This is a genomic window from Streptomyces sp. NPDC028910, assembly GCF_055564955.1.
This window is the reverse complement of sequence record NZ_JBVHVF010000009.1, coordinates 68,282-90,373: the sequence shown is the minus strand read 5'-3', so window position 1 is coordinate 90,373 and position 22,092 is coordinate 68,282. Positions and strand designations below refer to the sequence as shown.

Annotated in this window: 24 protein-coding genes; 17 read left to right on the top strand and 7 right to left on the bottom strand. The window is 72.4% G+C overall.

The genetic code is table 11. The annotated features are described in order from the left end of the window. Positions 1-11 precede the first annotated feature (11 nt). Both ACZ4TV_RS14240 and ACZ4TV_RS14235 read right to left on the bottom strand, forming a co-directional pair. Positions 12-530, bottom strand: a complete 519-nt coding sequence (locus tag ACZ4TV_RS14240) for a mycothiol transferase (RefSeq protein ID WP_468134277.1) — start codon at positions 528-530, stop codon at positions 12-14. A 79-nt stretch (positions 531-609) separates the two neighbouring features. Then, positions 610-2,139 (bottom strand): MFS transporter, encoded by a 1,530-nt coding sequence (locus ACZ4TV_RS14235; RefSeq protein ID WP_468134275.1) that lies wholly within the window; start codon positions 2,137-2,139, stop codon positions 610-612. A gap of 149 nt (positions 2,140-2,288) precedes the next feature. Between ACZ4TV_RS14235 and ACZ4TV_RS14230 the strand changes: the two genes are divergently transcribed. The 3 genes from ACZ4TV_RS14230 (at position 2,289) to ACZ4TV_RS14220 (ending at position 4,210) form a co-directional block, all read left to right on the top strand. Beyond that, positions 2,289-2,729, top strand: a complete 441-nt coding sequence (locus ACZ4TV_RS14230; RefSeq protein ID WP_468134273.1) for a MarR family winged helix-turn-helix transcriptional regulator — start codon at positions 2,289-2,291, stop codon at positions 2,727-2,729. A gap of 15 nt (positions 2,730-2,744) precedes the next feature. Further along, positions 2,745-3,362 carry a HutD/Ves family protein gene (locus ACZ4TV_RS14225; RefSeq protein WP_468134271.1) on the top strand — a complete coding sequence of 206 codons (618 nt, stop codon included), beginning with the start codon at positions 2,745-2,747 and terminating at the stop codon, positions 3,360-3,362. 188 nt (positions 3,363-3,550) lie between these two features. Beyond that, positions 3,551-4,210 carry a DUF4360 domain-containing protein gene (locus ACZ4TV_RS14220; protein ID WP_468134269.1) on the top strand — a complete coding sequence of 220 codons (660 nt, stop codon included), beginning with the start codon at positions 3,551-3,553 and terminating at the stop codon, positions 4,208-4,210. 90 nt (positions 4,211-4,300) lie between these two features. Here the strand turns inward: ACZ4TV_RS14220 and ACZ4TV_RS14215 are convergent, their stop codons facing one another. From ACZ4TV_RS14215 to ACZ4TV_RS14205, 3 genes are all read right to left on the bottom strand, one after another. Continuing rightward, complete coding sequence (locus tag ACZ4TV_RS14215) at positions 4,301-6,472, bottom strand: MMPL family transporter (RefSeq protein ID WP_468134267.1); 2,172 nt, start codon at positions 6,470-6,472, stop codon at positions 4,301-4,303. A gap of 35 nt (positions 6,473-6,507) precedes the next feature. After that, a complete protein-coding gene (locus ACZ4TV_RS14210; protein WP_468134479.1) occupies positions 6,508-8,127 on the bottom strand; it encodes a hypothetical protein in 1,620 nt (539 codons plus the stop codon). Positions 8,128-8,449: 322 nt separating this feature from the next. After that, positions 8,450-8,668: a hypothetical protein gene (locus ACZ4TV_RS14205; protein ID WP_468134265.1), complete on the bottom strand. Its 219-nt coding sequence runs from the start codon at positions 8,666-8,668 to the stop codon at positions 8,450-8,452. 356 nt (positions 8,669-9,024) lie between these two features. Between ACZ4TV_RS14205 and ACZ4TV_RS14200 the strand changes: the two genes are divergently transcribed. Next, positions 9,025-9,234 (top strand): hypothetical protein, encoded by a 210-nt coding sequence (locus ACZ4TV_RS14200; RefSeq protein ID WP_468134263.1) that lies wholly within the window; start codon positions 9,025-9,027, stop codon positions 9,232-9,234. Positions 9,235-9,284: 50 nt separating this feature from the next. Here ACZ4TV_RS14200 and ACZ4TV_RS14195 read toward each other — a convergent pair whose 3' ends face one another. Next, on the bottom strand, positions 9,285-10,916 hold the full coding sequence (locus ACZ4TV_RS14195) for an FAD-dependent oxidoreductase (protein ID WP_468134261.1): 1,632 nt from the start codon (positions 10,914-10,916) through the stop codon (positions 9,285-9,287). Positions 10,917-11,190: 274 nt separating this feature from the next. Between ACZ4TV_RS14195 and ACZ4TV_RS14190 the strand changes: the two genes are divergently transcribed. The 10 genes from ACZ4TV_RS14190 to ACZ4TV_RS14145 all read left to right on the top strand — a co-directional run bounded on the left by ACZ4TV_RS14190 (position 11,191) and on the right by ACZ4TV_RS14145 (position 19,094). Continuing rightward, positions 11,191-12,291 carry a SchA/CurD-like domain-containing protein gene (locus ACZ4TV_RS14190; protein WP_468134259.1) on the top strand — a complete coding sequence of 367 codons (1,101 nt, stop codon included), beginning with the start codon at positions 11,191-11,193 and terminating at the stop codon, positions 12,289-12,291. Between the two features lie 109 nt (positions 12,292-12,400). Next, positions 12,401-12,844, top strand: coding sequence for a cupin domain-containing protein (locus tag ACZ4TV_RS14185; RefSeq protein ID WP_468134257.1), 444 nt, complete (start codon positions 12,401-12,403; stop codon positions 12,842-12,844). Next, positions 12,841-14,112 carry a beta-ketoacyl-[acyl-carrier-protein] synthase family protein gene (locus ACZ4TV_RS14180; protein ID WP_468134255.1) on the top strand — a complete coding sequence of 424 codons (1,272 nt, stop codon included), beginning with the start codon at positions 12,841-12,843 and terminating at the stop codon, positions 14,110-14,112. The genes ACZ4TV_RS14185 and ACZ4TV_RS14180 overlap by 4 nt, the downstream gene beginning before the upstream one ends. Beyond that, positions 14,109-15,377, top strand: a complete 1,269-nt coding sequence (locus tag ACZ4TV_RS14175) for a beta-ketoacyl synthase N-terminal-like domain-containing protein (RefSeq protein WP_468134253.1) — start codon at positions 14,109-14,111, stop codon at positions 15,375-15,377. Before ACZ4TV_RS14180 ends, ACZ4TV_RS14175 begins: the two co-directional genes overlap by 4 nt. Positions 15,378-15,392: 15 nt before the next feature. Further along, a complete protein-coding gene (locus tag ACZ4TV_RS14170) occupies positions 15,393-15,647 on the top strand; it encodes an acyl carrier protein (protein WP_468134251.1) in 255 nt (84 codons plus the stop codon). A gap of 1 nt (position 15,648) precedes the next feature. Beyond that, positions 15,649-16,128, top strand: a complete 480-nt coding sequence (locus tag ACZ4TV_RS14165) for an SRPBCC family protein (RefSeq protein WP_468134249.1) — start codon at positions 15,649-15,651, stop codon at positions 16,126-16,128. A 21-nt stretch (positions 16,129-16,149) separates the two neighbouring features. Continuing rightward, on the top strand, positions 16,150-16,491 hold the full coding sequence (locus tag ACZ4TV_RS14160) for a TcmI family type II polyketide cyclase (RefSeq protein ID WP_468134247.1): 342 nt from the start codon (positions 16,150-16,152) through the stop codon (positions 16,489-16,491). Between the two features lie 84 nt (positions 16,492-16,575). Beyond that, positions 16,576-17,409 carry an NADPH-dependent FMN reductase gene (locus ACZ4TV_RS14155; protein WP_468134245.1) on the top strand — a complete coding sequence of 278 codons (834 nt, stop codon included), beginning with the start codon at positions 16,576-16,578 and terminating at the stop codon, positions 17,407-17,409. 63 nt (positions 17,410-17,472) lie between these two features. Then, positions 17,473-18,390 (top strand): MurR/RpiR family transcriptional regulator, encoded by a 918-nt coding sequence (locus tag ACZ4TV_RS14150; protein WP_468134243.1) that lies wholly within the window; start codon positions 17,473-17,475, stop codon positions 18,388-18,390. A 317-nt stretch (positions 18,391-18,707) separates the two neighbouring features. Then, a complete protein-coding gene (locus tag ACZ4TV_RS14145) occupies positions 18,708-19,094 on the top strand; it encodes a hypothetical protein (protein WP_468134477.1) in 387 nt (128 codons plus the stop codon). A gap of 23 nt (positions 19,095-19,117) precedes the next feature. Here ACZ4TV_RS14145 and ACZ4TV_RS14140 read toward each other — a convergent pair whose 3' ends face one another. Further along, positions 19,118-19,492, bottom strand: coding sequence for a toxin Doc (locus tag ACZ4TV_RS14140; protein ID WP_468134241.1), 375 nt, complete (start codon positions 19,490-19,492; stop codon positions 19,118-19,120). 295 nt (positions 19,493-19,787) lie between these two features. Here ACZ4TV_RS14140 and ACZ4TV_RS14135 point away from each other — a divergent pair, with 295 nt between their 5' ends. From ACZ4TV_RS14135 to ACZ4TV_RS14125, 3 genes are all read left to right on the top strand, one after another. Continuing rightward, positions 19,788-20,294 (top strand): hypothetical protein, encoded by a 507-nt coding sequence (locus ACZ4TV_RS14135; RefSeq protein ID WP_468134239.1) that lies wholly within the window; start codon positions 19,788-19,790, stop codon positions 20,292-20,294. 44 nt (positions 20,295-20,338) lie between these two features. After that, on the top strand, positions 20,339-20,587 hold the full coding sequence (locus tag ACZ4TV_RS14130) for a hypothetical protein (protein WP_468134237.1): 249 nt from the start codon (positions 20,339-20,341) through the stop codon (positions 20,585-20,587). Between the two features lie 649 nt (positions 20,588-21,236). Further along, the gene (locus ACZ4TV_RS14125; RefSeq protein ID WP_468134235.1) at positions 21,237-21,734 is read left to right on the top strand and encodes a hypothetical protein; all 498 of its coding nucleotides are present in this window, start codon (positions 21,237-21,239) and stop codon (positions 21,732-21,734) included. Positions 21,735-22,092 lie beyond the last annotated feature (358 nt).

The following is a 22,092-nucleotide window of genomic DNA, read 5'->3' as shown; positions in this document are numbered from 1 at the left end:
CGGCGTGTCCCTCAGGCCTCGTGGCCCCGTTCCAGCACGCCCCGTACGAAGGCCGCCTGCCCGGCGTGCTGGAGGTCGTCCGCCAGCACGCTGACCAGGCGTACCCCGAGGGTGACCGGTGGATCCCAGCGTTCGTCGACCACCCGGTCCAGGTCGGCGGCGGCGAGGCCCCGGACGAACCGCAGGGTCTGCTCGTGCACCGCGTCGAAGTACCCCAGCAGCAGCTCGCCCGATTCGACCCGGACCGTGCCGGCCTGTCGGGCCGAGTGGCCGTACCCCGTCGACCCGGCGGGCAGCGGCAGGGCGAACCTGTCCGCCCAGCCCCCGGCCCGCCACACCTCCTTCAGATCGCCCGCGTCCGCGATGTGGTCGTCCTGGATCCGGGTCAGGTGCCATACCAGCCAGGTGATCGAATTCGCCGCCGGGTCGACGCGTGCGTTGAGCCGCTCCGCGGGGACCCCCTCCACGACCTCGTGCACGATCTCCTGGATGCGTCCGAACCCGTCGGCGATGACGTCCGTAGCCTTCATGCGTCCACCATGCAAGGCCCGGCGGCCCGCCCACCGCGAGCGACACGCGAGAGGGGCCGCCGGGCCGGCGGGTGGGCGGTCAGCGGGTGGCTTCGGCCCGCCCGGCCGCCGCAGCCGGCTCGGTCACGGCGGCCGGCTCGGTCGCCGCGGGCTGCCCGGACGCTGCCGCCACGGTGCCGTGGCCGCCCCGCAGGCCGATCCAGCTGATCACCGCGACCAGGGCGAAGGCCACGGCCCCGATGCCGAAGGTGAGGGTGAAGCCGGACTCGGCGGGCAGCGGGGGAACGCCCGCCGGCAGGTGCTCGACGGTCCGGGACGCCAGGATCGTGGTGACGACGGCGCTGCCGATCGCGCTGCCCGTGGAGCGCGAGATCGAGTTGATGCCGTTGGCGATGCCGCTCTGGTGGTGCGGGACGCTGGACATGATCACGGCGGGCATGGCCGCGTAGCCGAGGCTGACGGCCGCGCCGACGACCAGTCCGGCGCCGATCACCGAGGCGCTGTGCCGGTGGTCCAGGACGAGCCAGGCGAAGCCGGCCGCGCCGAGCGCGGCGGCCAGGCCCAGCGCCACGCGCGGGCCGCGGTGACGCACGAGCCGGCCGCCCACGGGTGAGGCGAGCAGCGAGACGATGGCTCCGGGCAGCAGGAACTGCACGGAGGCGCGCAGGATCGACGCGTCGAAGCCGTAGCCGGTGAGCGCCTCGGGCATCTGGACGAGGTACGAGACGCCCAGGAAGTTCGCGAACATGCCGAAGCCGACGAGGACGCCGGCCAGGTTGGCCATGAGCACCGGGCGGTGGACGAACATCCGCATGTCGACGAGGGGCTCGTCCACCGTGCGTTCGACCCGGACCCAGACGGCGGTCATCACGGCCGCGCCGGCGAAGCTGCCCAGCGTACGGCCGGAGGTCCAGCCCCACTCGTGGCCCTGGGAGATCGCCAGCAGGAGCAGCAGCAGGGCGATGCCGAGGGTCAGCGCGCCGAGGAAGTCGGTGCGCCCGCCCGTCTTGTGGCGGGTCGCGGGGACCAGGACGACGACCGCGAGCAGGGCGAGGGCCGCGAAGCCGGTCGCCATCCAGAAGGCGTTGCGGTAATCCGCGCCGGACCCGGAGGTGAGCAGCCCCGTGGCCACGAGCGCGAGGCCGCTGCCGAACGCGAGCGTGCCGCTGACCAGCGCCATGGCACCCGGCAGCTTCTGCGGCCGGACCTCTTCGCGCAGGACCGAGAGGGCCAGCGGGAAGATCGCGGTGGCGGCTCCCTGGAGCACCCGGCCCAGGATCAGCAGCGGCAGCGAGGACGCGAGCGCGGCGATGACGGAGCCGACGACCATGACACCGAGCACGGCCACCAGCGTGGGCTTCTTGCCGTGCTGGTCACCGAACCGGCCCAGGAGCGGGGTGAAGACGGCCGCGGACAGGAGGGTGGCGGTGGTCACCCAGCTCACGTCGGCCGTCGACGTGCCGAGGTCGTCGCGGATGAGGCCGAGGATCGGGACCGGCAGGGTCTGCATCATCGACACGACCATGGCGGCGAGGCTCAAGGCGAAGACGATGACCGTCTCGTTCCGGTGCCCGGACGCCCGGGCGGCGGCGGAGGAGGGGGTGCTCATGGCTGGGACCTTCTTCGGGTTTCGGAGCTAAGAGCTTCGGAACGCAGATGTTCGATGTCATCAAGTAACTCGGCCGACGGTAGACACAGATAGTTAAGGTGGTCAAGTAAACAATTGATAATGTCAAGCGTTCTGAGTACCCTCCGGGTATGAGCGACACCGCGACGCACGCCCCCACCAAGCTCCAGGTACTGGAACTGCTCGCCGCCATCGGCACCGCCCAATGGCGCGAGTTCGCGGCGGCCGCCGCCCAGTACGGCCTCACCTCCACCCAGGCCAGGGTCCTCGCCCAGCTCGACGGCCCCGTGCCCATGCGCGGCCTCGCCACCCTGCTGGTGTGCGACGCCTCCAACGTGACCGGGATCGTCGACCGCCTGGAGGCCCGGGAGCTGGTGCGGCGGGAGCCGGACCCCGCCGACCGGCGCGTCAAGAACGTCGTGGCCACGGACGCGGGCCGCGAGGTCATCCGCCGCGTGCGGGAGGAGATGCAGGCGATGCACGGCGCGCTGGACACCCTCGACGAGACGGAGAGCGCGACGCTCTACGCGCTGCTGAGCCGCCTGCGCCCCTCGATGGAGAAGGGCGCCTGACGCGCGATGGGTCCGATGGGTTCGCAGATCCAGGTCCTGCGGGCGGCCGACCGTGCCGCCACCGTCTGGAAGAACGGCGGGGGAGTCACCCGGGAGATCGCCGCCTGGCCCGAGGGCGCCGGCATGGACGATTTCGGGTGGCGGGTGAGTCTCGCCGAGGTCGCCGCCGACGGGCCGTTCTCCGCCTTCCCAGGGATCGCGCGCACCCTCACCCTCGCCGAGGGCGCGGGCATGGACCTCGGGGTGGGGGGCGTACGCCGCCTCGTGGACGAGCGGTTCGCTCCGCAGGACTTCGCCGGGGACGAGCCGACCGACTGCCGGCTGCTCTCCGGTCCCGTCGTGAACTTCAACGTGATGTACCGCCGGGGCGCCGTGGAGGCGCTGACCGCCGTCGTACGGGGCCACCTCGCCCTCACCGTCCCGTCGGACGAGGCGCTGCTGGTGGTCGCCCTGGAGGGACCGGCGCTCCTCGCACCGGCGCAGGGCCAGGCCACCGTGCTGGACCGTTACGACGGGGCGCTGGCGACGGCTCCCTTCGCCGGCCTCGTGCGAACCTCCGGGCGTGCGGCGGTGGTGAGCTTCCACCAGTGGCCGGGCGGCGGGGTGAAGGTCGCGCCGCAGGCCGCGCGATGAGGGCCGGCGGACGCCCGAACAGTGCCCATCGGCCGGTGTGACGCGGTGTGACGCGGTGTGCCGCGTCGCCGGGGGCCGTTCGGCTGACCGGTATGGGGTGATTAATCGTTTCTGCGGTGAATCGTTTCGGCCATCGAGGTGAGACCCCGTGCCCGTCGACCGCCCGCGGCCGCCGCGGACCGCTATCCATGTCGACTGTGATCAAGTCGCTCCGTACCGGATTCACCGCAGCCGTCGTGACAGCAAGCCTCGTCACGCTCGCCCCCTCGGCCGGGGCCTCCCCCTCGGCTCCCATCGACCAGGTGACCGTGGACGTCGCCTCGGTGAACGGATCGGGCTGCCGTCCAGGCAGCGCCGCCGTCGCCGTCGCACCGGACAACTCGGCCTTCACCGTCACCTACAGCGAGTACCTGGCCCAGGCCGGCGGCGGCGCCCCCGCCGTCGAAGGCCGCAAGAACTGTCTCCTTTCCCTCGTCGTCCACGTCCCGCAGGGCTACACCTACGCCGTGGCCCAGGTCGACTACCGGGGCTTCGGCAGCCTGCAGGAGGGCGCGATCGGCACGCAGAAGGCCAGCTACTACTTCCAGGGCATGAGCAAGACCGCGTACCGCACCCACAAGTTCAACGGCGCGCTCGAAGACAACTGGCAGGCGACCGACACCACGGACATCGAGGCCCTGGTCTTCGCACCCTGCGGTGAGCAGCGCAACTTCAACATCAACACCGAGCTGCGGGCGGAGGTCGGCACCTCGGACCCGTCGCAGACCAGCTTCATGGCGCTGGACTCGACTGACGGCAGCGTCAACAGCGTCTACCACTTCTCCTGGAAGCAGTGCCCCGTGCGCTGACCGTGAGACCTTCGAGACCTTCCCCCCGACCGCCGGGACCCGCCATCGCGCGGGTCCCGGCGCTGTCGCTTCCGGCCCGGGGAACCGTCGTCAGGGCTGCACCGCAGGAGGTTCCACCGGCCGGCCGGGCCCGTGAGCGGCCTTGCCGCGTGCCCGCCGCAGTGCGAGGGGTGCCCACCAGTTGGCATTGCGGAGCAGGGTCATCGTGGCCGGGACCAGCAGGCAGCGGACCAGCGTGGCGTCGACGATGACCGCGACGGTCAGCGCGATGGCCAGCTGTTTCATCACGATCAACTCGCCCGTGGCGAAGCCGATGAAGACGACGCACATCAACGCGGCCGAGGAGCTGATGATCCGGGCGGAGCGCTGCACTCCCACCTCGACCGCGCGGTCGTTGTCCAGCCCGGAGTCGTGGAGCTCCTGGATGCGGGAGAGTAAGAACACCTCGTAGTCCATCGACAGGCCGAAGGCCAGGGCGAACACCACCACGGGGAGCCAGTAGCCCAGCCCGCCCAGGGTGTGCACGCCCAGCGTCCGGGCGCCCCAGCCGTCCTGGAAGACGAGGACCAGAGCGCCGAACGACGCCCCGAGGGACAGGGTGTTCATCACGATCGCCTTGAGCGGGAGCAGTACCGAACCCGTCATCTTCAGCAGCAGGACGAAGGTGGTCAGCGCGATCAGGGCAGCGGCCTGGGGTGCGTGATCGACGACCTCCGCCCGGAAGTCGAGGTCGAGGGCGCTGCGTCCCGTGACCCAGACCGGGAAGTCCGCCGGCCGCTGCGCCCGGATGCGGTGAACCAGGCGGTCGGCGGGCCCGCTTCCGGCGTCGGCCCGGGGCACGATGCGCAGGACGGCGACCCCGGGGCCCGCGGCGCCGGCCGGCCCCACCGCCTCCACGTCCGGGCCGCCCGCGAAACGGTCCGCCCACCCCTGGAGCCGGGCCGGATCGGCGCGCGCCACGACCACCACCGCGTCCGCGCGGTGCTGCGGGAACCGCTCCGCCACGGCGTCGGCATAGCGCCGTGCCTCCGCCGTGGGCGGGAGCTGCTGCTCACCGACGGGGCTCACCAGGTGTACGCGGAGGAAGGGGGCGGCGCCGGCGATGAGCAGCACCCCGACGCCCACGGCGACCACCAGCGCGTGCCGCCGGGTCCACCGGGCCACCCGGGCGAACGCCCCGGAATCGGTGTCCCGGGCGGTGGCGCACGCTCCGATCCGCTGCGGGAAGGCCGCCAGGAGCGCCGGGGTCAGGGTCAGCGCGGCGGCGAGCGAGAGGGCGACCGTCCCGGCCGCGGCCAGGCCGATGGCCGCGTAGAAGTCGCTCGGGAACGCGGCCAGCCCGCAGAGGGCGGCGGCGACGACGAGCGCCGCGAACCGGATCGCGCGCCCGGCCGTGCCCATCGTCCGCACCACCGATTCCGGGACGTCGTACCCGGCGGCCCGTTCCTCCCTGAACCGGCCCACCGTCACCAGGGCGTAGTCGATGGCCAGGCCCAGACCCACCATGGTGGTTGCCGACAGGGCGGGGGAGGTGAGGTCGTACCAGCGCGACAGCAGGAGCAGCCACAGCATGCCCGTGCCGAGGGTGCACACGGCCGCCAGCACCGGCACGGAGGCGGCCACCAGGCCGCCGAAGAGCAGATAGACCACCCCCAGGGTCACGGGGAGGGTGATCAGCTCGCTGCGACGCGTGTCGGCCAGTGACTGGTCCGCGACCGCGCGGCGCGCGCGGTCGCTGCCGCCGAGGGTCACCTCGACCCCGGGAACGTTGTCCGCGATGGCCCGCAGCCGGGATTCGACGGCCCGCTCGGCGTCCTTCCGTACCGGGTCGGGAAGGCCGCGCTCCAGCCGCACCGACACCAGGGCGGCCTTCCCGTCGGCGGACACCGCCGCGGTGTGCTGCCCTGGAGTGCGGGGAGCCTTGGGGGTGTTGGGAGTGTCGGGGGTGATTGGGGCGCTCACCGCCGTCACACCCGCGACCGCGGAGAGGTCACGCTGCGCGGCGGCCAGCTCCCGCTGCAACGCGGGACCGGCAACCGGCGCGCCCGCGACGACCGCATCGGTCTGACCTCCGAAGGACCGGACGCTGTCCAGCAGGCGGTTACCCCGGACCGACTCGTGCGGGGCCACGCTCCACGGCTGCCGGTCCAGCCGGTCGGCCACCGGCCCGACCGCGCCCAGGCCGGCTCCCAGGAGCAGCAGCCACAACAGCAGGACGAGCCGGTGGTGGCGGACGCAGGCCAGCGCGAGCCGATCCGACACGGGCCTCGGGCCCGTGACGGGCGACGGGGCCACCCTCAACCCGAGCATCGGCTGCCCCCGGTGAGGTACGCGGAGCCGATCGTCACGTCGCCCGGCCGGCTCACCGTCAGCCGGGTGAGCTCGCCGTCGGCCGCCCGGGCCAGGCAACCGGCCGCGCCATCGGCCCGTAGCCAGGGCGAATAGGCGATCCGCACGGTGACGGTTCCCGGCCGCGGCATCCGTACGACGATCTCGGCGCTGTCCGAACTGACCACGGACGCGGGCGCATCCACCAGCGGCACCGGATCCTTGACCCGGTAGATCCGCCAGTTCGCGTCCCGCCACACCTCCTCCAGGTACGCCGGGCCGCTCCTCACCAGCGCGTACTCGCGTTCCGAGGCGGCGTCCAGCGGGCCGTCCGGCAGCACGACGAAGCCCACGGCCCAGTGGTCGAGCCAGGCGCGGTAGGCACGCGCGGTGAACGTTCCGCCCGGCACCCCGGCCCCGTCGTACCCGTCGTAGAACAGGCGCCCGCGCTCGACGTCGGCCTGCCGGTTCCAGCCGCGCGCCAGGTTGACGTACGGCGCCAGTACGGCCGCCTCGCGGTGGCTGCGGGCCATGGCCACCTCCACCCGGGTGCGGTCGGCCCCCAGCCGTTCGAGGGCGCGTACGACACCGCCGGTCCGCGCGGCCCACGCGGGGACGTTCGCCGTATCGGCGAGATGAGCCGCCGTGTTGCCGCCCACCCAGGCGACGGAGAGGGCGAGGGCGAGCAGGAGCGAGGCCCGGCGCACCGGCCCGACGCGCCCCGCCAGCGCGGCCGCGAGCAGGACCGGCGGCACCGCGAGATGGGCGAGCCGTTCGACGTTCGTCCCCACCGGCGAGGAGAACGCGTACGTCAGCCCAACGCCCACCGCGTACACCGCGGCGGCCGACCGCAACAGCCGCCACGAGCGCGGGGCGGCCAGGGCGACGGCCGCGCCCATGAGCAGCGGCGGCCAGATCCGTACGAACGCCATGGGCTGGGCGCCGTGGAAGGGGAACAGGCAGGCCGTCAGGCCGAGGACGGCGACGGGGGGCACCAGCGTCGCGGCTGCCGCCGCCCGACGGGACGTCAGCAGACAGGCCGCTCCCACCACCACGAGGAACAGTCCGGCGACCGGGCTCGCCGTCGTGGCCAGCGCCGCCCAGCACGCGGTGACCGCGCTGCGGCGTCCGCTCACGAGGGCCAGGACCGCGGCGAGACCGAAGGCGACGCCCAGCACGAAGGTCGTGCGCCCCGAGGCCACTTGGCACCAGAGCGCGCCGGCCGCCACCACCGCCGGCCACTGCGCCCGGCGGACGCCGCTGCGGGCCCAGAGCCGGCCCACCAGCCAGGTGGAGGCGAGCCCGCTCGCCAGGGTCACGGGCACCACCCCGAAGACCGCCATCACATAGGGCGAGATCAGGCTGTAGGAACCGGTGTGCAGTCCGCCGTGCCAGGAGAGGTTGTAGACGGAGCCGGGGTGGCGCGCGACGAATCCGGCCCACGCCTCCTGCGCCGCGAGATCCCCGCCACCCGTCGCGAGGGCCGTCGCCCACACGGCGTACAGCGGGAGCACGACCGCGACGGCGCACAGCGGCACACGGTGGCGTCGGTGCCACGGCTCGCGCGCGGGCGCCGCGCCCGCGGGCACGGGCGCGACGAAGCGCGTCAACAGTTCGATCGAGGTCACCGGCCGGGCTCCGTTCGGCTGCGCTGCGTGGGCTGCCCGGTCACACGATGGTCGAAGGCGTGGCTGCTCGGCCGACGGCGCGCCCACGGCGTCGCCATGACCCGCCACGTGGAGTGCGTCGCCGGGCGCGGGCGACCGGACGCCCTCTCCTACGAGCCGGGCGCCGCCCTTCGCCGCTGATCGGCGGGGCGCGCCGCCGCGGAGCGCGCCGACCGGTGGTGGCGGCCCGGCGGTGGCGGCCCGGCGGCGGGCGGAGCTCACCCGTGCGGCCCAACCCGCCGCCTCAGAACGGCGGGCCGAGCACCTCCTCGGCGCCGGGGAGGTCGTGCACGGAGGCCGCCGTCCCGGTCAGCGGCAGCAGCCCGGCCAGCGGGCACGACACGGGCATCTCGTGGTCGACCTCCCACTGGCCGACCGTCTTCCTGCCTGCGTGGTCCGTGGTGCAGACGGCGTACAGATTGCTGTCGCAACCCCGGCAGCGCAGGGGCCCGTGGCCGGTCACGGCCGGCCCGGCCGGCGCGCCACCGCGGCGCTCCGGGCGCTGTTCGGGCCGCGCCGCGGGGAGCAGCGGAGGGATTCACTCCCCGGCGTGCCGCGTCCGCCGCGCGCTTGTACCGTCGGTCGCGACAGGAGTCCTGGTGATCCGAGTGATCCGAGTGATCCGAGTGATCCGACAGGAGTCCGCCGGCCGGTTCGCACACGCGGAACACGTCCCGCCAGCGCGCCGAGCCACCCGTGTGCCGCCCGCGTCGGCGCCGAGCCGGTCCTCGCCTCGCGACGCGATCGGGCGCACGCGCAGCCCCCGTGAGAGAGGCCGTGCCGATGTCGAACGATGTTCCGATAACGAGCCTGCTGCGTGTGGAGAGGGGCGTTGTCGCCCCTGAGGAACTGGCCGCGATCGCGGTCGTCGTCGCGTGTTACGCGCACCGGAGCTCCCTCGACCGTGACCGTGACCGGGACCGGGACCGTGACCGCGACGCGCCGAGCGGTGCCGGGTCCCGGCCCGGCCGCCGCCGCGGCGTCCTGCCGGACGCCGGCTGCTGGGCAGGCTGCTGGGCCTGCCGCTGAACCCCGTCCGCCGGCCGCGCGCACGGTCGGCGGACGGGGGGACGAGGTGCTCACGCCCGGTGCAGCACCGTCGAGAGGGCATCGTGCAGCGCCGCCCGGGGATCGGCCACGGCGCCCTCGGAGCGCCAGGCCACGAATCCGTCCGGCCGTACGAGCACGGCGCCCTCGGGGCTCATCGCGTGGACCTCGGTCCAGTCGGAGGTGCCCTCCTGGATCAGGTCCGCGCCCGGCCCCGAGCCGATGGTGTAGGCGTCCAGCCGCGCCGACAGCTGCTCGGCCACCCGCTCCGCTGCCGCCCGCCACGGCGTGCCCGCGCCGCAGAGCAGCACGAAGGAGCGCTCGTAGAGGTCCAGGGTGGAGATCCGCTCACCGCCCCTGGTCAGCCACATGTGCGGGGCCCGGGTCCCGGCTTCGCCCTGCAGCCGCATCGCGTCCGGGATGATGGGGCGGCCGGGCTCCGCGCCGATGACGGCACCCACCGGGTAGCGGTAGCCCATCGCCGTGGGGAGGACACCGCTGCCCGGCCCGCCGCCCATGGTGGGGGGCGGTGCGTAACCCGGGTGGCTGTGCTCCGCCGAACGGGCCGAGGCCCGTTCACTCGTGGCCTTGGCCACCGGCAGCCGCTCGGACTGGTAGGTGTCGAGCAGTTCGATGCCCGCCGACCCGTCCAGCACGGCGGCGATCTTCCACGCCAGATTGTGCCCGTCCTGGATACCCGTGTTCGAGCCGAAGGCCCCGGTGGGTGACATCTCGTGGGCCGCGTCCCCGGCCAGGAACACCCGGCCGGACGAGAACCGCTCGGCCACCCGTTCGGCGGCATGCCACGGAGCCTTGCCGCCGATCTCGACATCCAGGTCGGGGACCCCGATGGCGTTGCGGATCTGCTCCACGCACCGCTCGTCGGTGAAGTCCTCCAGGGTCTCGCCCCGGTCCGGGTGCCAGGGGGCGTGGAAGACCCACTGCGTCGCGTTGTCCACCGGCAGCAGCGCCCCGTCGGCACCGGGTCGCATCAGGTAGCAGACGATGAAGCGCAGCTCGCCCAGCACGTCGATGAGCCGCTCCGAGCGGAAGGTGACGCTCACGTTGTGGAACAGCTCGCCGTTACCCGACTGGGGGATCCGCAGCTGTTCCCTCACGGGACTGCGCGGTCCGTCCGCCGCGATCAGGAAGTCCGCGCGCACCGTGGTGTGCTCACCGCTCTCCTGGTCCTTCACCACGGCGCTCACCCCCGACGCGTCCTGGTCGAAGGTCAGCAGTTCGGTGGAGAACCGGATGTCGGCGCCCTGTGCGCGGCTCTGTTCGGCCAGCACCGGCTCGATGTTGTTCTGGCTGCACAGACACCAGCCCGTCGGACTGAAACGGGCCAGCGCCCCGGACGGATCGATCGACTTGATCAGCCAGTGCTGGTCGCCGCTGGTCAGCGACTCGGCTTGCAGAATGCCCTGGATTCCTTCGAGGGCGGACGCCGCCTGGCGGATCGCGGGCTCGGCCCCTGCCGTGCGGAACAGCTCCATCGTCCGGGCGTTGATGCCGCGGCCGCGCGGGTGCGCGGAGGTACTGGAGTGCTTCTCGACCAGCAGGTGCCTCACCCCGTGGCGGCTCAGGAAAAGCGAGGTGGACAGGCCCACGAGGGAGCCGCCCACGACGAGAACCGGTACGCGAACATCGGCGTTGTCTTCCATCAGCTGCGGGCTCCTGTTTTCTGTGTGGGGCAGTGGAGTCTTTATGCCCCCGATCCGCGATGAGGCCCAGTCGATTCGCCGGTTGTCACCCGCTTGATCCGGACATGTAGCGGTACATCCCCACCCGGATGACGATGAGCGACAGCGGCTCCCCCTGAGACGCGCCGGCACGCCGTTCCCACCGAGGCGGCCTCCGGCCCGGGCGGACGCCACCGGTGACGGACGAGGGGTCCGTACGCGATGGATCTCCACCCCCTCATGAAGGAGTGAGTAGATGACAACCACCCTGTCTGAACGGGTGTCGCAGTCAGCCTTCGACGGCTGCATGCTCCGGGTCGTCCTCCTGATGGATCTCCACGAGGGGACCCAGCAGCAGTTCTTCGAGGCGTACGAACAGCTCCGCCACGACATCGCGTCGGTCCCGGGCCACATCAGCGACCAGCTGTGCCAGTCCTTCGAGGATCCTTCGCAGTGGCTCATCACCAGCGAGTGGGAGAGTGCCCCGCAGTACCTCGCCTGGGTCAACAGCGAGGACCACGCGGAACAGGTGAAGCCGCTGGGCGCGTGCGCCCGCACCATGCGCCCGCTCAAGTTCACCGTCCTGCGGGAGACCGGCCGCGGCTACGACCAGGCGGCCCGACCGGCCACGGCGCGCCTGCAGACCAAGCCCCGGCTGGGCGCCGGCATCGTGCGCCACGCCCTCACCTTCACCGTCAAACCGGGCAGTGAGAAGGAGGTCGCGTCCATCCTCTCGGACTACGCCTCCCCGGCGGCCCGCGTCGACGACCACACCCGCCTGTGCCGCACGTCGCTCTTCATGCACGGCAACCGGGTCGTACGGACGGTGGAGGTCCAGGGCGACCTCGTGACGGCCCTGCGGCACGTCTCCCAACAGCCCGAGGTACGCGCCGTCGAGGAGGCCATCAACCCCTACCTCGAACAGGACCGGAACCTGAACGACCCCGAATCCGCCCGGATGTTCTTCATGCGCGCCGCGCTCCCGGCTGTCCACCACATCGCCGCACCCGACGAGACCGAATCAGCCGAGGTGCGGCGGCACGCGCTCTTCTACCCGGCCAAGCCCGGCTGCGGCACGGCGCTCGCCAAGTTCCTGGCCCGGCAGGACGAGGCGGCCACACACCGCCCGGCGAGCCCCGTTCGGAGCAGCAGCATCTTCCAGCGCGACGACATCGTCGTCCGCCTCATCGACGTGCGCGGCCCGCTCGACGCCGAGCCCGAGACCACCTTCGGTATCTCGGGCCCGCGCAAGGCGGCGGTGCTCGACCGGCTGACGGCTTCGGCCGGCGGGCGCGGCCGCCCCGCGCACCACACCATGAACCTGATCACCGACCGCCGGGCACCCGCGCAGTCCTGATCCTCCCCCGGTCCACCCATCCCGAGCCGGACCCCCACCCCCACGCCCCTCCCATCCATCCCACCCCATCCCCGTCCAGGCTCTCCCCACACGCCAGGAGGAACCCGCCATGACCAGACAGCGCCCACGCATCGTGGACCTCAGCGAGACGCCGCCCAACCGCCGCCGCGGCGGCGATCTGAGGGCCGTGCTCACCCCGACCTCGGTGGGTTCCACCAGCGGCTTCATGGGCCTGGCCGTCATGGCCCCAGGGGAGTCGATCGCCGAGCACTACCACCCGTACTCCGAGGAGTTCGTGTACGTGGTAAGCGGCCGGCTGGAGGTCGACCTCGACGGCGAAGCGCACCCGCTGCGCACCGACCAGGGGCTGCTGGTCCCCCTCAACGTGCGCCACCGGTTCCGCAACGTCGGGGACACCGAGGCCCGCATGGTCTTCCACCTCGGCCCGCTCGCCCCGCGCCCCGAGCTCGGGCACGTGGACACCGAGGAGGCTCCGCACCCGGAGGGCACCGCGTGGGCGCAGCCTCCGGACCGTACGGGAGCGGTCTCGTGACCCGCCGGCGGGTGGCCGTCACCGGCGTCGGTGTCGTCGCACCCGGCGGAATCGGCGTCCGCGACTTCTGGGACCTGCTGTCCAACGGCCGCACGGCCACACGCGGCATCAGCCTCTTCGACCCGACGGGATTCCGCTCCCGGATAGCCGCGGAGGTCGACTTCGACCCCGCCGCGCACGGTCTCGACGAGGACGAGCGGGCCCGGGCGGACCGGTACATCCAGTTCGCCCTCGTCGCCGCCCGTGAGGCCGTACGCGACGCCGGACTCGACCTCACCACGGACGAGGCCTGGCGGGCCGGAGTCTCCCTCGGCACGGCCGTCGGAGGCACCACCCGCCTGGAGCACGACTACGTCGCCGTGAGCCAGTCCGGGGCCTGGTGGGACGTGGACCACAGACTGGCCGGCCGCCACCTGCACCGGGCGTTCACCCCCGCCACGCTCGCCTCCGCCGTCGCGGAGCAGACGGGTGCGCGGGGCCCGGTCCAGACGGTCTCCACCGGCTGCACCTCGGGACTCGACGCCATCGGGTACGCCGTCCACTCCATCGCGGAGGGCCGGATGGACGTGTGCATCGCGGGCGCCTCCGACTCGCCCATATCGCCGATCACGGTGGCCTGTTTCGACGCCATCAAGGCGACCTCGCCGAACAACGACGACCCGGCCCACGCCTCCCGGCCGTTCGACGCCGACCGGGACGGGTTCGTACTCGGCGAGGGCGGCGCCGTCCTCGTACTCGAAGAGCTGGAACACGCCCGCGCCCGCGGTGCGACCGTCTACTGCGAGATCGGCGGCTACGCCACCTTCGGCAACGCCCATCACATGACCGGGCTGACCGCGGAAGGCCTGGAGATGGCCCGGGCCATCGAAACCGCCCTCGCCCAGGCCGGTGTCGGCGCCGACGAGATCGACTACGTCAACGCGCACGGCTCGGGAACCAAACAGAACGACCGCCACGAGACCGCGGCGGTCAAGCGGGTCCTGGGCGACCACGCCTACAAGACGCCGATGACCTCCATCAAATCCATGGTGGGGCACTCCCTCGGCGCCATCGGGGCGATCGAACTCGCGGCCTGCGTGCTCGCCATGACCCACCAGGTGGTACCGCCGACCGCGAACTACGAGACCCCCGACCCCGAGTGCGACCTGGACTACGTGCCCCGCGTCGCCCGCGGCCGGGAACTGCGCAACGTGCTCTCCGTGGGCAGCGGCTTCGGCGGCTTCCAGTCCGCCGTGGTCATGACCCGGCCGAAGGAGGAGGTCTCGTGACCAGCCGTACGGTCATCACGGGCATCGGGGTCGTCGCGCCCAACGGCGTGGGCGCCGAGGCCTTCTGGAAGGCGACCCAGTCAGGTGTCAGCGTGCTTGACCGCGTCACCCGAGCGGGCTGCGAGCACCTGCCGCTGCGCGTGGCGGGCGAGGTCCGGGGTTTCGACCCCGGCGCGATGGTCGAGGACCGCTTCCTCGTCCAGACCGACCGCTTCACCCACCACGCACTCGCCGCGGCCGACCTCGCCCTGGAGGACGCCCGGCTCGGCCGGGCCGACTACGAGGGCGACCCGTTCTCGGTGGGCGTCGTCACGGCCGCCGGCTCCGGTGGCGGCGAGTTCGGGCAGCGCGAACTGCAACGGCTCTGGGACCAGGGCCCCCACCACGTCGGTCCGTACCAGTCGATCGCCTGGTTCTACGCCGCGAGCACCGGCCAGATCTCCATACGCCGCGGGCTGAAGGGCCCCTGCGGGGTCGTGGCCAGCGACGAGGCGGGCGGACTGGACGCCTTCGCGCACGCCGTCCGGGCGATCCGCCAGGGCAGCCGGGCCATGCTGGTCGGGGCGACGGAGGCGCCCCTCGCGCCGTACTCCATCGTCTGCCAGCTGGAGTACGAGGGACTCAGCACCCAGGAGGACCCCGAGCGCGCCTACCGGCCGTTCACCGACAAGGCCTGCGGATTCGTCCCCGCGGAGGGCGGCGCGATGTTCGTCGTCGAGGACGAGGCCGAGGCCCACCGCCGCGGCGCCCCGGTACGGGCCGTCCTGGCCGGCCACGCCGCGACCTTCACCGGCACCCGGCGACGGGACGAGGCCGGCGAGGGGCTGGCCCACGCCATCCGCGGCGCCCTCCGGGACGCCGGCTGCGCCCCGGAGGAGATCGACGTGGTCTTCGCCGACGCCCTGGGGACCCCGGAGGCCGACGCGGCCGAGGCGGCCGCACTCGCCGCCGCCCTCGGCGCACACGGACGGAAGGTGCCGGTCACGGCCCCCAAGTCCGGTACCGGCAGGGCCTACTGCGCGGCGCCCGCCCTCGACACGGCGGCCGCCGTCCTGGCCCTGGAGCACGGCATGGTCCCACCGACCCCGAACGTCTACGACGTGTGCCACGACCTCGACGTGGTGACCGGCGGCGCCCGCCCCGCGGAGCTGCGCACCGCGCTCGTCCTGAGCCGCGGCCGGATGGGATCGAACTCCGCGCTCGTCGTCCGCAAGGGCTCCCCGGCGCCCCTGCCGTTCGACGGGGCCCGCCCGGTCCCCTCGTAGGAAGAGAGAACCCAGATGTCCGACCGACTGACCGTGGAGGAGCTGGCGGCCCTGATGAAGACCGCCGGCATCACCGTCGACCCCGCCGAGCTGGCGAGCCGTCCGGACTCCCCCTTCGAGGAGTACGGCCTCGATTCGCTGGGCCTGCTCGGCATCGTCGGCGCGCTGGAGAACCGGCGCGGGCGGGCCCTGCCCACCGACGCCGACCGCTGCAAGACCCCGAGGGAATTCCTCGACCTCGTCAACAACAGCCTGATGACCGGAGCTTGAGATGCCTGGACACACCGAGAACGAGATCACCGTCAACGCGCCCGTGGACCTCGTGTGGGAGATGACCAACGACCTCCCCAACTGGCCGCAGCTGTTCAGCGAATACGCCTCGCTGGAGATCCTCGAGCAGGAGGGGGACACCACCCGCTTCCGCCTGACCATGCACCCCGACGAGAACGGCAAGGTGTGGAGCTGGGTCTCGGAACGGACCGTCGACCGCAAGAACCTCACGGTCCGGGCCCGGCGGGTGGAAACCGGCCCGTTCGCGCACATGGACATCCACTGGCAGTACTTCAAGGTGCCCGGCGGCACCCGGATGAAGTGGACCCAGGACTTCGCGATGAAGCCGGACGCGCCGGTGGACGACGCGTGGATGACCGACAACATCAACCGCAACTCCCCGATCCAGATGGCGCTCATCAGGGACAAGATCGAGCAGCGCGAACGCGAGAGCCGTACCCCCGCCGTCAGCCGGATCTGAGACGAAAGGCGAACACCCCGGATGAACCACTCGCACCGCGCCCTCATCGTCGCCCGCATGGCGCCGGGATCGGCACCCGACATCGCCGAGCTCTTCGCGAGCTCGGACGCGGGCGAACTGCCGCACCTGGTAGGGGTCACGCGCCGCAGCCTGTTCCAGTTCGGCGACGTCTACATGCACCTGATCGACGCGGACCGGCCACCCGGCCCCGCCATCGCGCAGGTCACCGACCACCCCGAGTTCCGGGACCTCAGCGACCGGCTCACCGCCTACATCAGCCCGCACAACCCGGACACCTGGCGCAGCCCCAAGGACGCCATGGCCCACGAGTTCTACCGCTGGGAGAACCCCGGCGCGAAGTGACCGCGGCCCGGACGGGACCCGCACACCGGCGTGTGCGGGTCCCGCCGCGCGTGGCCGTCCGTCGAGCAGAGAGCAGGAGAGGTCATGAACCCGACCGACGCAGGCCACGTCCCGACCGGCACCGGCACCGGCACCGGCACCGGCACCGGCACCGGCACCGGCACCGGCACCGGCCACGTCCCGACGGACACCGGCCACGTCCCGACGGACACCGGCCGTTTCCCGACGGACCCGGCCCGTCCGCACGACGGCACGCACGCCCGCGGCTCCCTGCGCGTGCTCGTCCTGTCCGGGTCCTCCCGTACCGGCTCGGTCAACGCCCGGCTCGCGGCGCTGGTCGCCGCCCTGGTGGTCCGGGCCGGCGCCCGCGCGGAAGCGGCCACGCTCAGCGACTTCCCCATGCCGCCGTACGACGGCGACGCGGAGGCCGACGAGGGGCTGCCGAAGGGGGCCCTGGCCCTGTGCGAGCGGATCGAGGCCGCGCAGGCGCTGATCATCGCCTCGCCCGAGTACAACGCCTCCGTCCCGGGCGTGCTGAAGAACGCCATCGACTGGGTCTCCCGCTACCGGCCGCAGCCCTTCAAGGACAAGCAGACCCTGCTCGTCTCGGCCTCGCCCTCGATGGTCGGCGGCAACCGCGGGCTCTGGGCCCTGCGCGTACCGCTGGAACACCTCGGCGCCCGGGTCTACCCCGACATGTTCAGCCTGGCCAAGGCACACCAGGCGTTCACGGAGAACTCCGGCCTCGTCGAGCCCGTCCTCGTCGACCCCGTCCTCGGCGAGCGGCTCGGCACGACGATCGGCTCCTTCCTCGACCTCGTCGAGGCGGACACCCGCTACCTGTGCCTCCAGCGCCGCTGGTACGAATTCCTGGGCGACCGCACCGACGCCCCCGTGACCGCCCGCGCCCAGGACTGATCATCATCGCGCACAGGGGTGGGCTATGTTTGAGCGCGAGTGACATGAGAAGGAGGCCCTCCGGTGTCATCGGGGCAGCAGGCACGCGCTCAGGCGGCTGCGATCACGCCGAGCGGCCAGTCGTCCGAAGAGGTCCGACCTCCGGCCGACCGGCTCCTCGCGCTCTTCGACGGCCGCCGCCTGTCCCCCGGCCAGCGCCGCATCGCCCAGTACCTGATCGACCACCTCACCGAGGCCGCGTTCCTCTCGATCACCGAGCTCGCCGAACGGGTCGGCGTCAGCCAGCCCTCCGTGACCCGCTTCGCCGCCTCCCTCGGCTTCAGCGGCTACCCCGCCCTGCGCGACGTGCTCCAGCCGATCGCGCTGAGCGCGGTCGCCGGTTCCCCGGACACCCGCGAACAGATCCGCCGCAACGAGCTGCAGGCGGCCGTCGACGCCGAGATCGAGAACCTGGAGAACGTCCGCCGGCTGCTCGCCGACACCAACCAGGTCCTGGACATCGGCCGCGAACTGGCCGGCTCGGTGCCCTTGACCGTCCTCGGCCTGCGCATCTCGGTCTCCCTGGCGGAGTACTTCGCGTACGCGGCCCGGCGCATCCACCCCGACGTACGTCTGGTGACCCGCGGCGGCAGCGTCGCCTACGACGCGCTGCTCCAGTCCAGGGCGGCCGGCGGCACGTGGGTCCTGGCCTTCGCCATGCCGCGGCACGCCAAGGAGACCCTGGCCGCCGTCCGGGCCGCCCGCAGTACGGGGCTGCGCGTGGTCCTGATCACGGATCCCACCCTGGGGCCCCTGGTGGACGAGGCGGACGTGGCCCTGACGGCGGCGACCGGGTCCCGCCTGGTCTTCGACTCGTACGCGGCGCCCGGGATGCTGTCGGCGGCCCTGCTCCAGGCGATGGCCGACGCGGACCCCGAGCGGACCCAGGCGCGCCTGGAGGATTACGAGCACGTCGCCGATCAGCACGGGTTTTTCCTGTAGGGCCGATTCGTTCCGCTTCGCGCCTCACCAGGGGTTATTCAGCCGTCGAGGTGCATGAAATTTTTCATACTCTTGCTTACTCGACGGTATATATGTTTACTGACGACGGCGCTCCGGATCCACCAGATGCCAAGGAGGACGACCCCACGTCCTCCCGAACGCACGCGCGGCACGACGAACCTCCTCACGTCGCGACCGCGTGTCGAGTCCAGGCTTTGGATCCCGCAGAGCGCCCATGGCGGCCTCGGTCAACCCCTGGGCCGAGGCCGCCCCAGAACGTCTCGATCAGAGTTCGACACCACTCGGAAGTGACGAGAATGCCGCAGAGCGCCACGACCACGCTCAGTCCGGACTGGCCCTTGCAGGTCAAGGCGCCCGGGACGCACGACTGGGAACGGACGGCCACGCGATGGCTGCGCGACCTGCTCCCGGCCCGTTATGGCGGCTATCTGACGCTGACGCGCCACCACGCGCTCCTGGCCCGGCACGTCCAGCTCCAGCTCCAGCACGAGATGCGCGCCGTACGGGCGGCCCTGCAGACCAGCCGGGTGGAGCTGCCCATGATGGGCATCGCCGAGTCGGTCATCGAGAACTCGATCAGGATGTACGCCGTGGAGCTCGAACAGCTGAGCCGCCTCGCCCGCGGCGCGCGACTCGTCTCCGACGCGCTCCTCGCGGGCACTCCCGCCCAGCGCAGGCGCTGACCCCCCCGACCCCCCGGACATCGCTAGGCGGGCTGCCAGGAGCGGAGCCGGGCGGCCACGTCGAAGACGGTGACGCGCAGCATGCGGATGTCGGTGATGAGGTCGCGCCACTGCTCGTACGGGGCCTCCACCGCTTGGCCGGAGGCCTCGATGTACGCGACGGCGACCCCGTAGGCGAAGTACTCGTTGGAGTCGGGGAGCGGCCGGAGCAGGACGATCGCGTCGAGCAGGGCGGCCGCACGCCAGTAGGCGTCGGGGGCGTCCACTTCCAGGCTGGGCGTGTTCACCCGGTGCCGGGCGACGGCGGCGACCAGGGCGGAGTGGTCGGCCACCTCCACGTCCTTGAACAGCGCCTCCTGCCGCTCCAGCAGCCAGCGGTGATCGATGTGCAGTTCCACGCGTCCGAGTATCCCCGCCCGGGGCCCGGCCGTGGGGCTTTTCGGGTCGGGCGGGGACGCGGCGGCGCGGGCGGGCGACGGTTGCGCGTCGTGTGAAGATCCTCCGGTGGTGATGCGCATCGTTGTGGGACCCCTGCTCCAACCCGCAGGACGCCATGGCGACTTGGACCATGAGCCGGGCGAGGGGATTCGGGCGGCGCCGATGGCTGCGAGAACTGACCGCCGCAGGGGTGTTCCGCAGCGGAGGCTTCGCCTCCTACGGTCTGTGCAGCATAGTTCCGGACCAGGAGGCAGCGTGAAGCGCGAGATCGACATCGACCAGCTGGTGACGGCGATGAAGGCGGTCGACGAGGCGGGGCGGCTCTTCGAAGAGGCGCTCGCCGTCTACGAGGCGCGCGGCCCCAGGCGCAACAGCGACGACTTCAAGGTCGCGGGCGGCTCCGTCCAGACCCTGCAGGGCGCCGAGGAGATGGCCCTCGGAGCGCGCAGGTTCCTCGCCGAACTCGCCCTGATCGTCGGCTACGCGACCGCGGGCGTCGAGGACCGCGTGAGCGGGAGGCCGGCGGCGGCCCGGACCGGTTTCACCGGCATCACCGGCGGCGGAGCCCGGATGGCCCGCCCGCTCCTCGACCCGACCCTGCGGGGACTGCGGCTCCTGCTGGCCGTCGACTTCTTCGAGCCCGCGTTCAAGGCGGAGATCGAGGAGGTCGTGCGGGCCGAGCGGGCGACCTACCCCGACCCCTCGATGTTCCGCATCGCGGCGGTGGCGGACGGGGCCGCCACCGTCGGCCGTACCCCTTGAGTCCCCGGGGTGCCGGGCCGGGCCGACGGGGAGAGGCTGGGGGTATGCATCATGCACCCGTCGTCGTGCATCGGATCTTCCCGTCGGGAGGTCGGCAGGTGACCCTGCGGACCGGGACCGGAGAGGAGTCCCTCGGCCTGGCCCACTCGGACGAGGACGTCATCGAGTTCCTGCGGCGGGCCGGCATGCCGGACCCGGACGAGGCGGTCCTCGGCGGTACCGGGCTGGTGGAGTGGGAGGCGGACACCCCCCACGAGTACGAGGCCGACCCGCCGACCGACGACCTTCCGTGAGCGTGCGCGGTCAGCGGTCGGATCCCTTCGACTCACGCCCGCCCCGGTGGAGGGAGTCCAGGACGGCCGGCACGTGCGGCCCCCGCTGGAGCGTCCACGCCACTCGCACCTGCGCCGGGCTCACGCCGCACGCCCGCGCCGGCGTCGCCGAAGCCGTCCTCGCCGCCCGCCCGTGACGGGCCGCGGTCTCCTTCTCCACGTGCCCCCTTGATCCAACTGACCATCATCGGGGGAAGAATGACGGTACGTGACATCCGCGCCGCGGCGAGCATCATCGGCCGCCGCAACGCGCTGCGCTACGTGACCCTAGTGCTGTGACCGGAAAGGTTCACCGGGTCACGGCCCCCGGCACGGCACCTCGCGGCGTTGTCGGACCGCGCAAGTACGTCCAGTACGAGCCGCGGTCCTCCGCCTTGCGACGCTTCCCCTCGGCCCTTCGGGCCTGGGGAGACCCCATGCACCGGACGCCGCGACCCGGCAAACCCTTCCGGCCACAGCACTAGGCGTCGGGACGTCCCTGCTCGCGGCCTGCACGGGCAAGGAGAAGGCGGCGGCGCCGGCGACTTCCTCCGGCGCCCCCGCTCCGGCCGGTTCCCCGGCGGCGCCCGCGGCGCCCTCCGCCACCCTGGCCGCCCCCACGAAGCGGGGCGTGCTGGACCGTTCCTTCGAGGCGTTCGTCAAGGGCGACTGGACCATCGAGTCGACCACGGCGAACGGCGACGTCTCGCGTGCCGGCGCCAGGGTCGACCTCTCCTCCTGGACCATCGACTGGGGTGGCACGGCGGGCACCTGGCAGGGCGGCTACCGTCTGCACGGCAGCGGCGTCCTGGCGATCGAGACCGTCGAGGGCCCGAAGGCCCTGACCCGGGAGAGGGGCACCCAGGCCCACTCGGTCCCGGTAACGGTGGGCGAACGCTTCGAGCTCACCCTCCCCTGGCAGCCGCCGGCACCAGGAACGCGAGCGACGGCCAACGCCTGTCGGTCACCTACGCGAACGACACCCTCACCATCCGCCACATCGAACGGTCGGGCAGCACCACCACCCACGTCTGCACCCGGGCCTGAAACGCCGCCCGCCCCGACCGCGCGCAGCCGTTCCTCCGGTCCGGTGGGAGCGGACCAGAGGCCACATCACCCGGGCGGGTGATCCGATTCACCGAAGACACCTCACGAACCCGGGGCGCCTGCGCTGATTGTTCCGGCTCGAGTTGGCTCCGGTTTTCGGTCTCGATCGGCCATCTTGTGGGGGGAGAATGCTGTGCATGACGACTTGAAGAGCGCCGGTCGGGCGGAACCGTTGGGTTAAGGCCGCGACCTGGGACACGGTCCAGGATGGGGGCAGACGCATCTGCGCCGCTTGCCGGTCCGTCGTCCGTTCTTACCAGTTCCGCTTCCATCCGCCTGAATCCTCGATGTTCGAGCGGTGCATCGGCCTGGCTTGGTGTTTTGGATGCCGGATCTACTCGACGGCGTTGGTTCATGTGCCCCGAGCGCGAGTTCTTGTC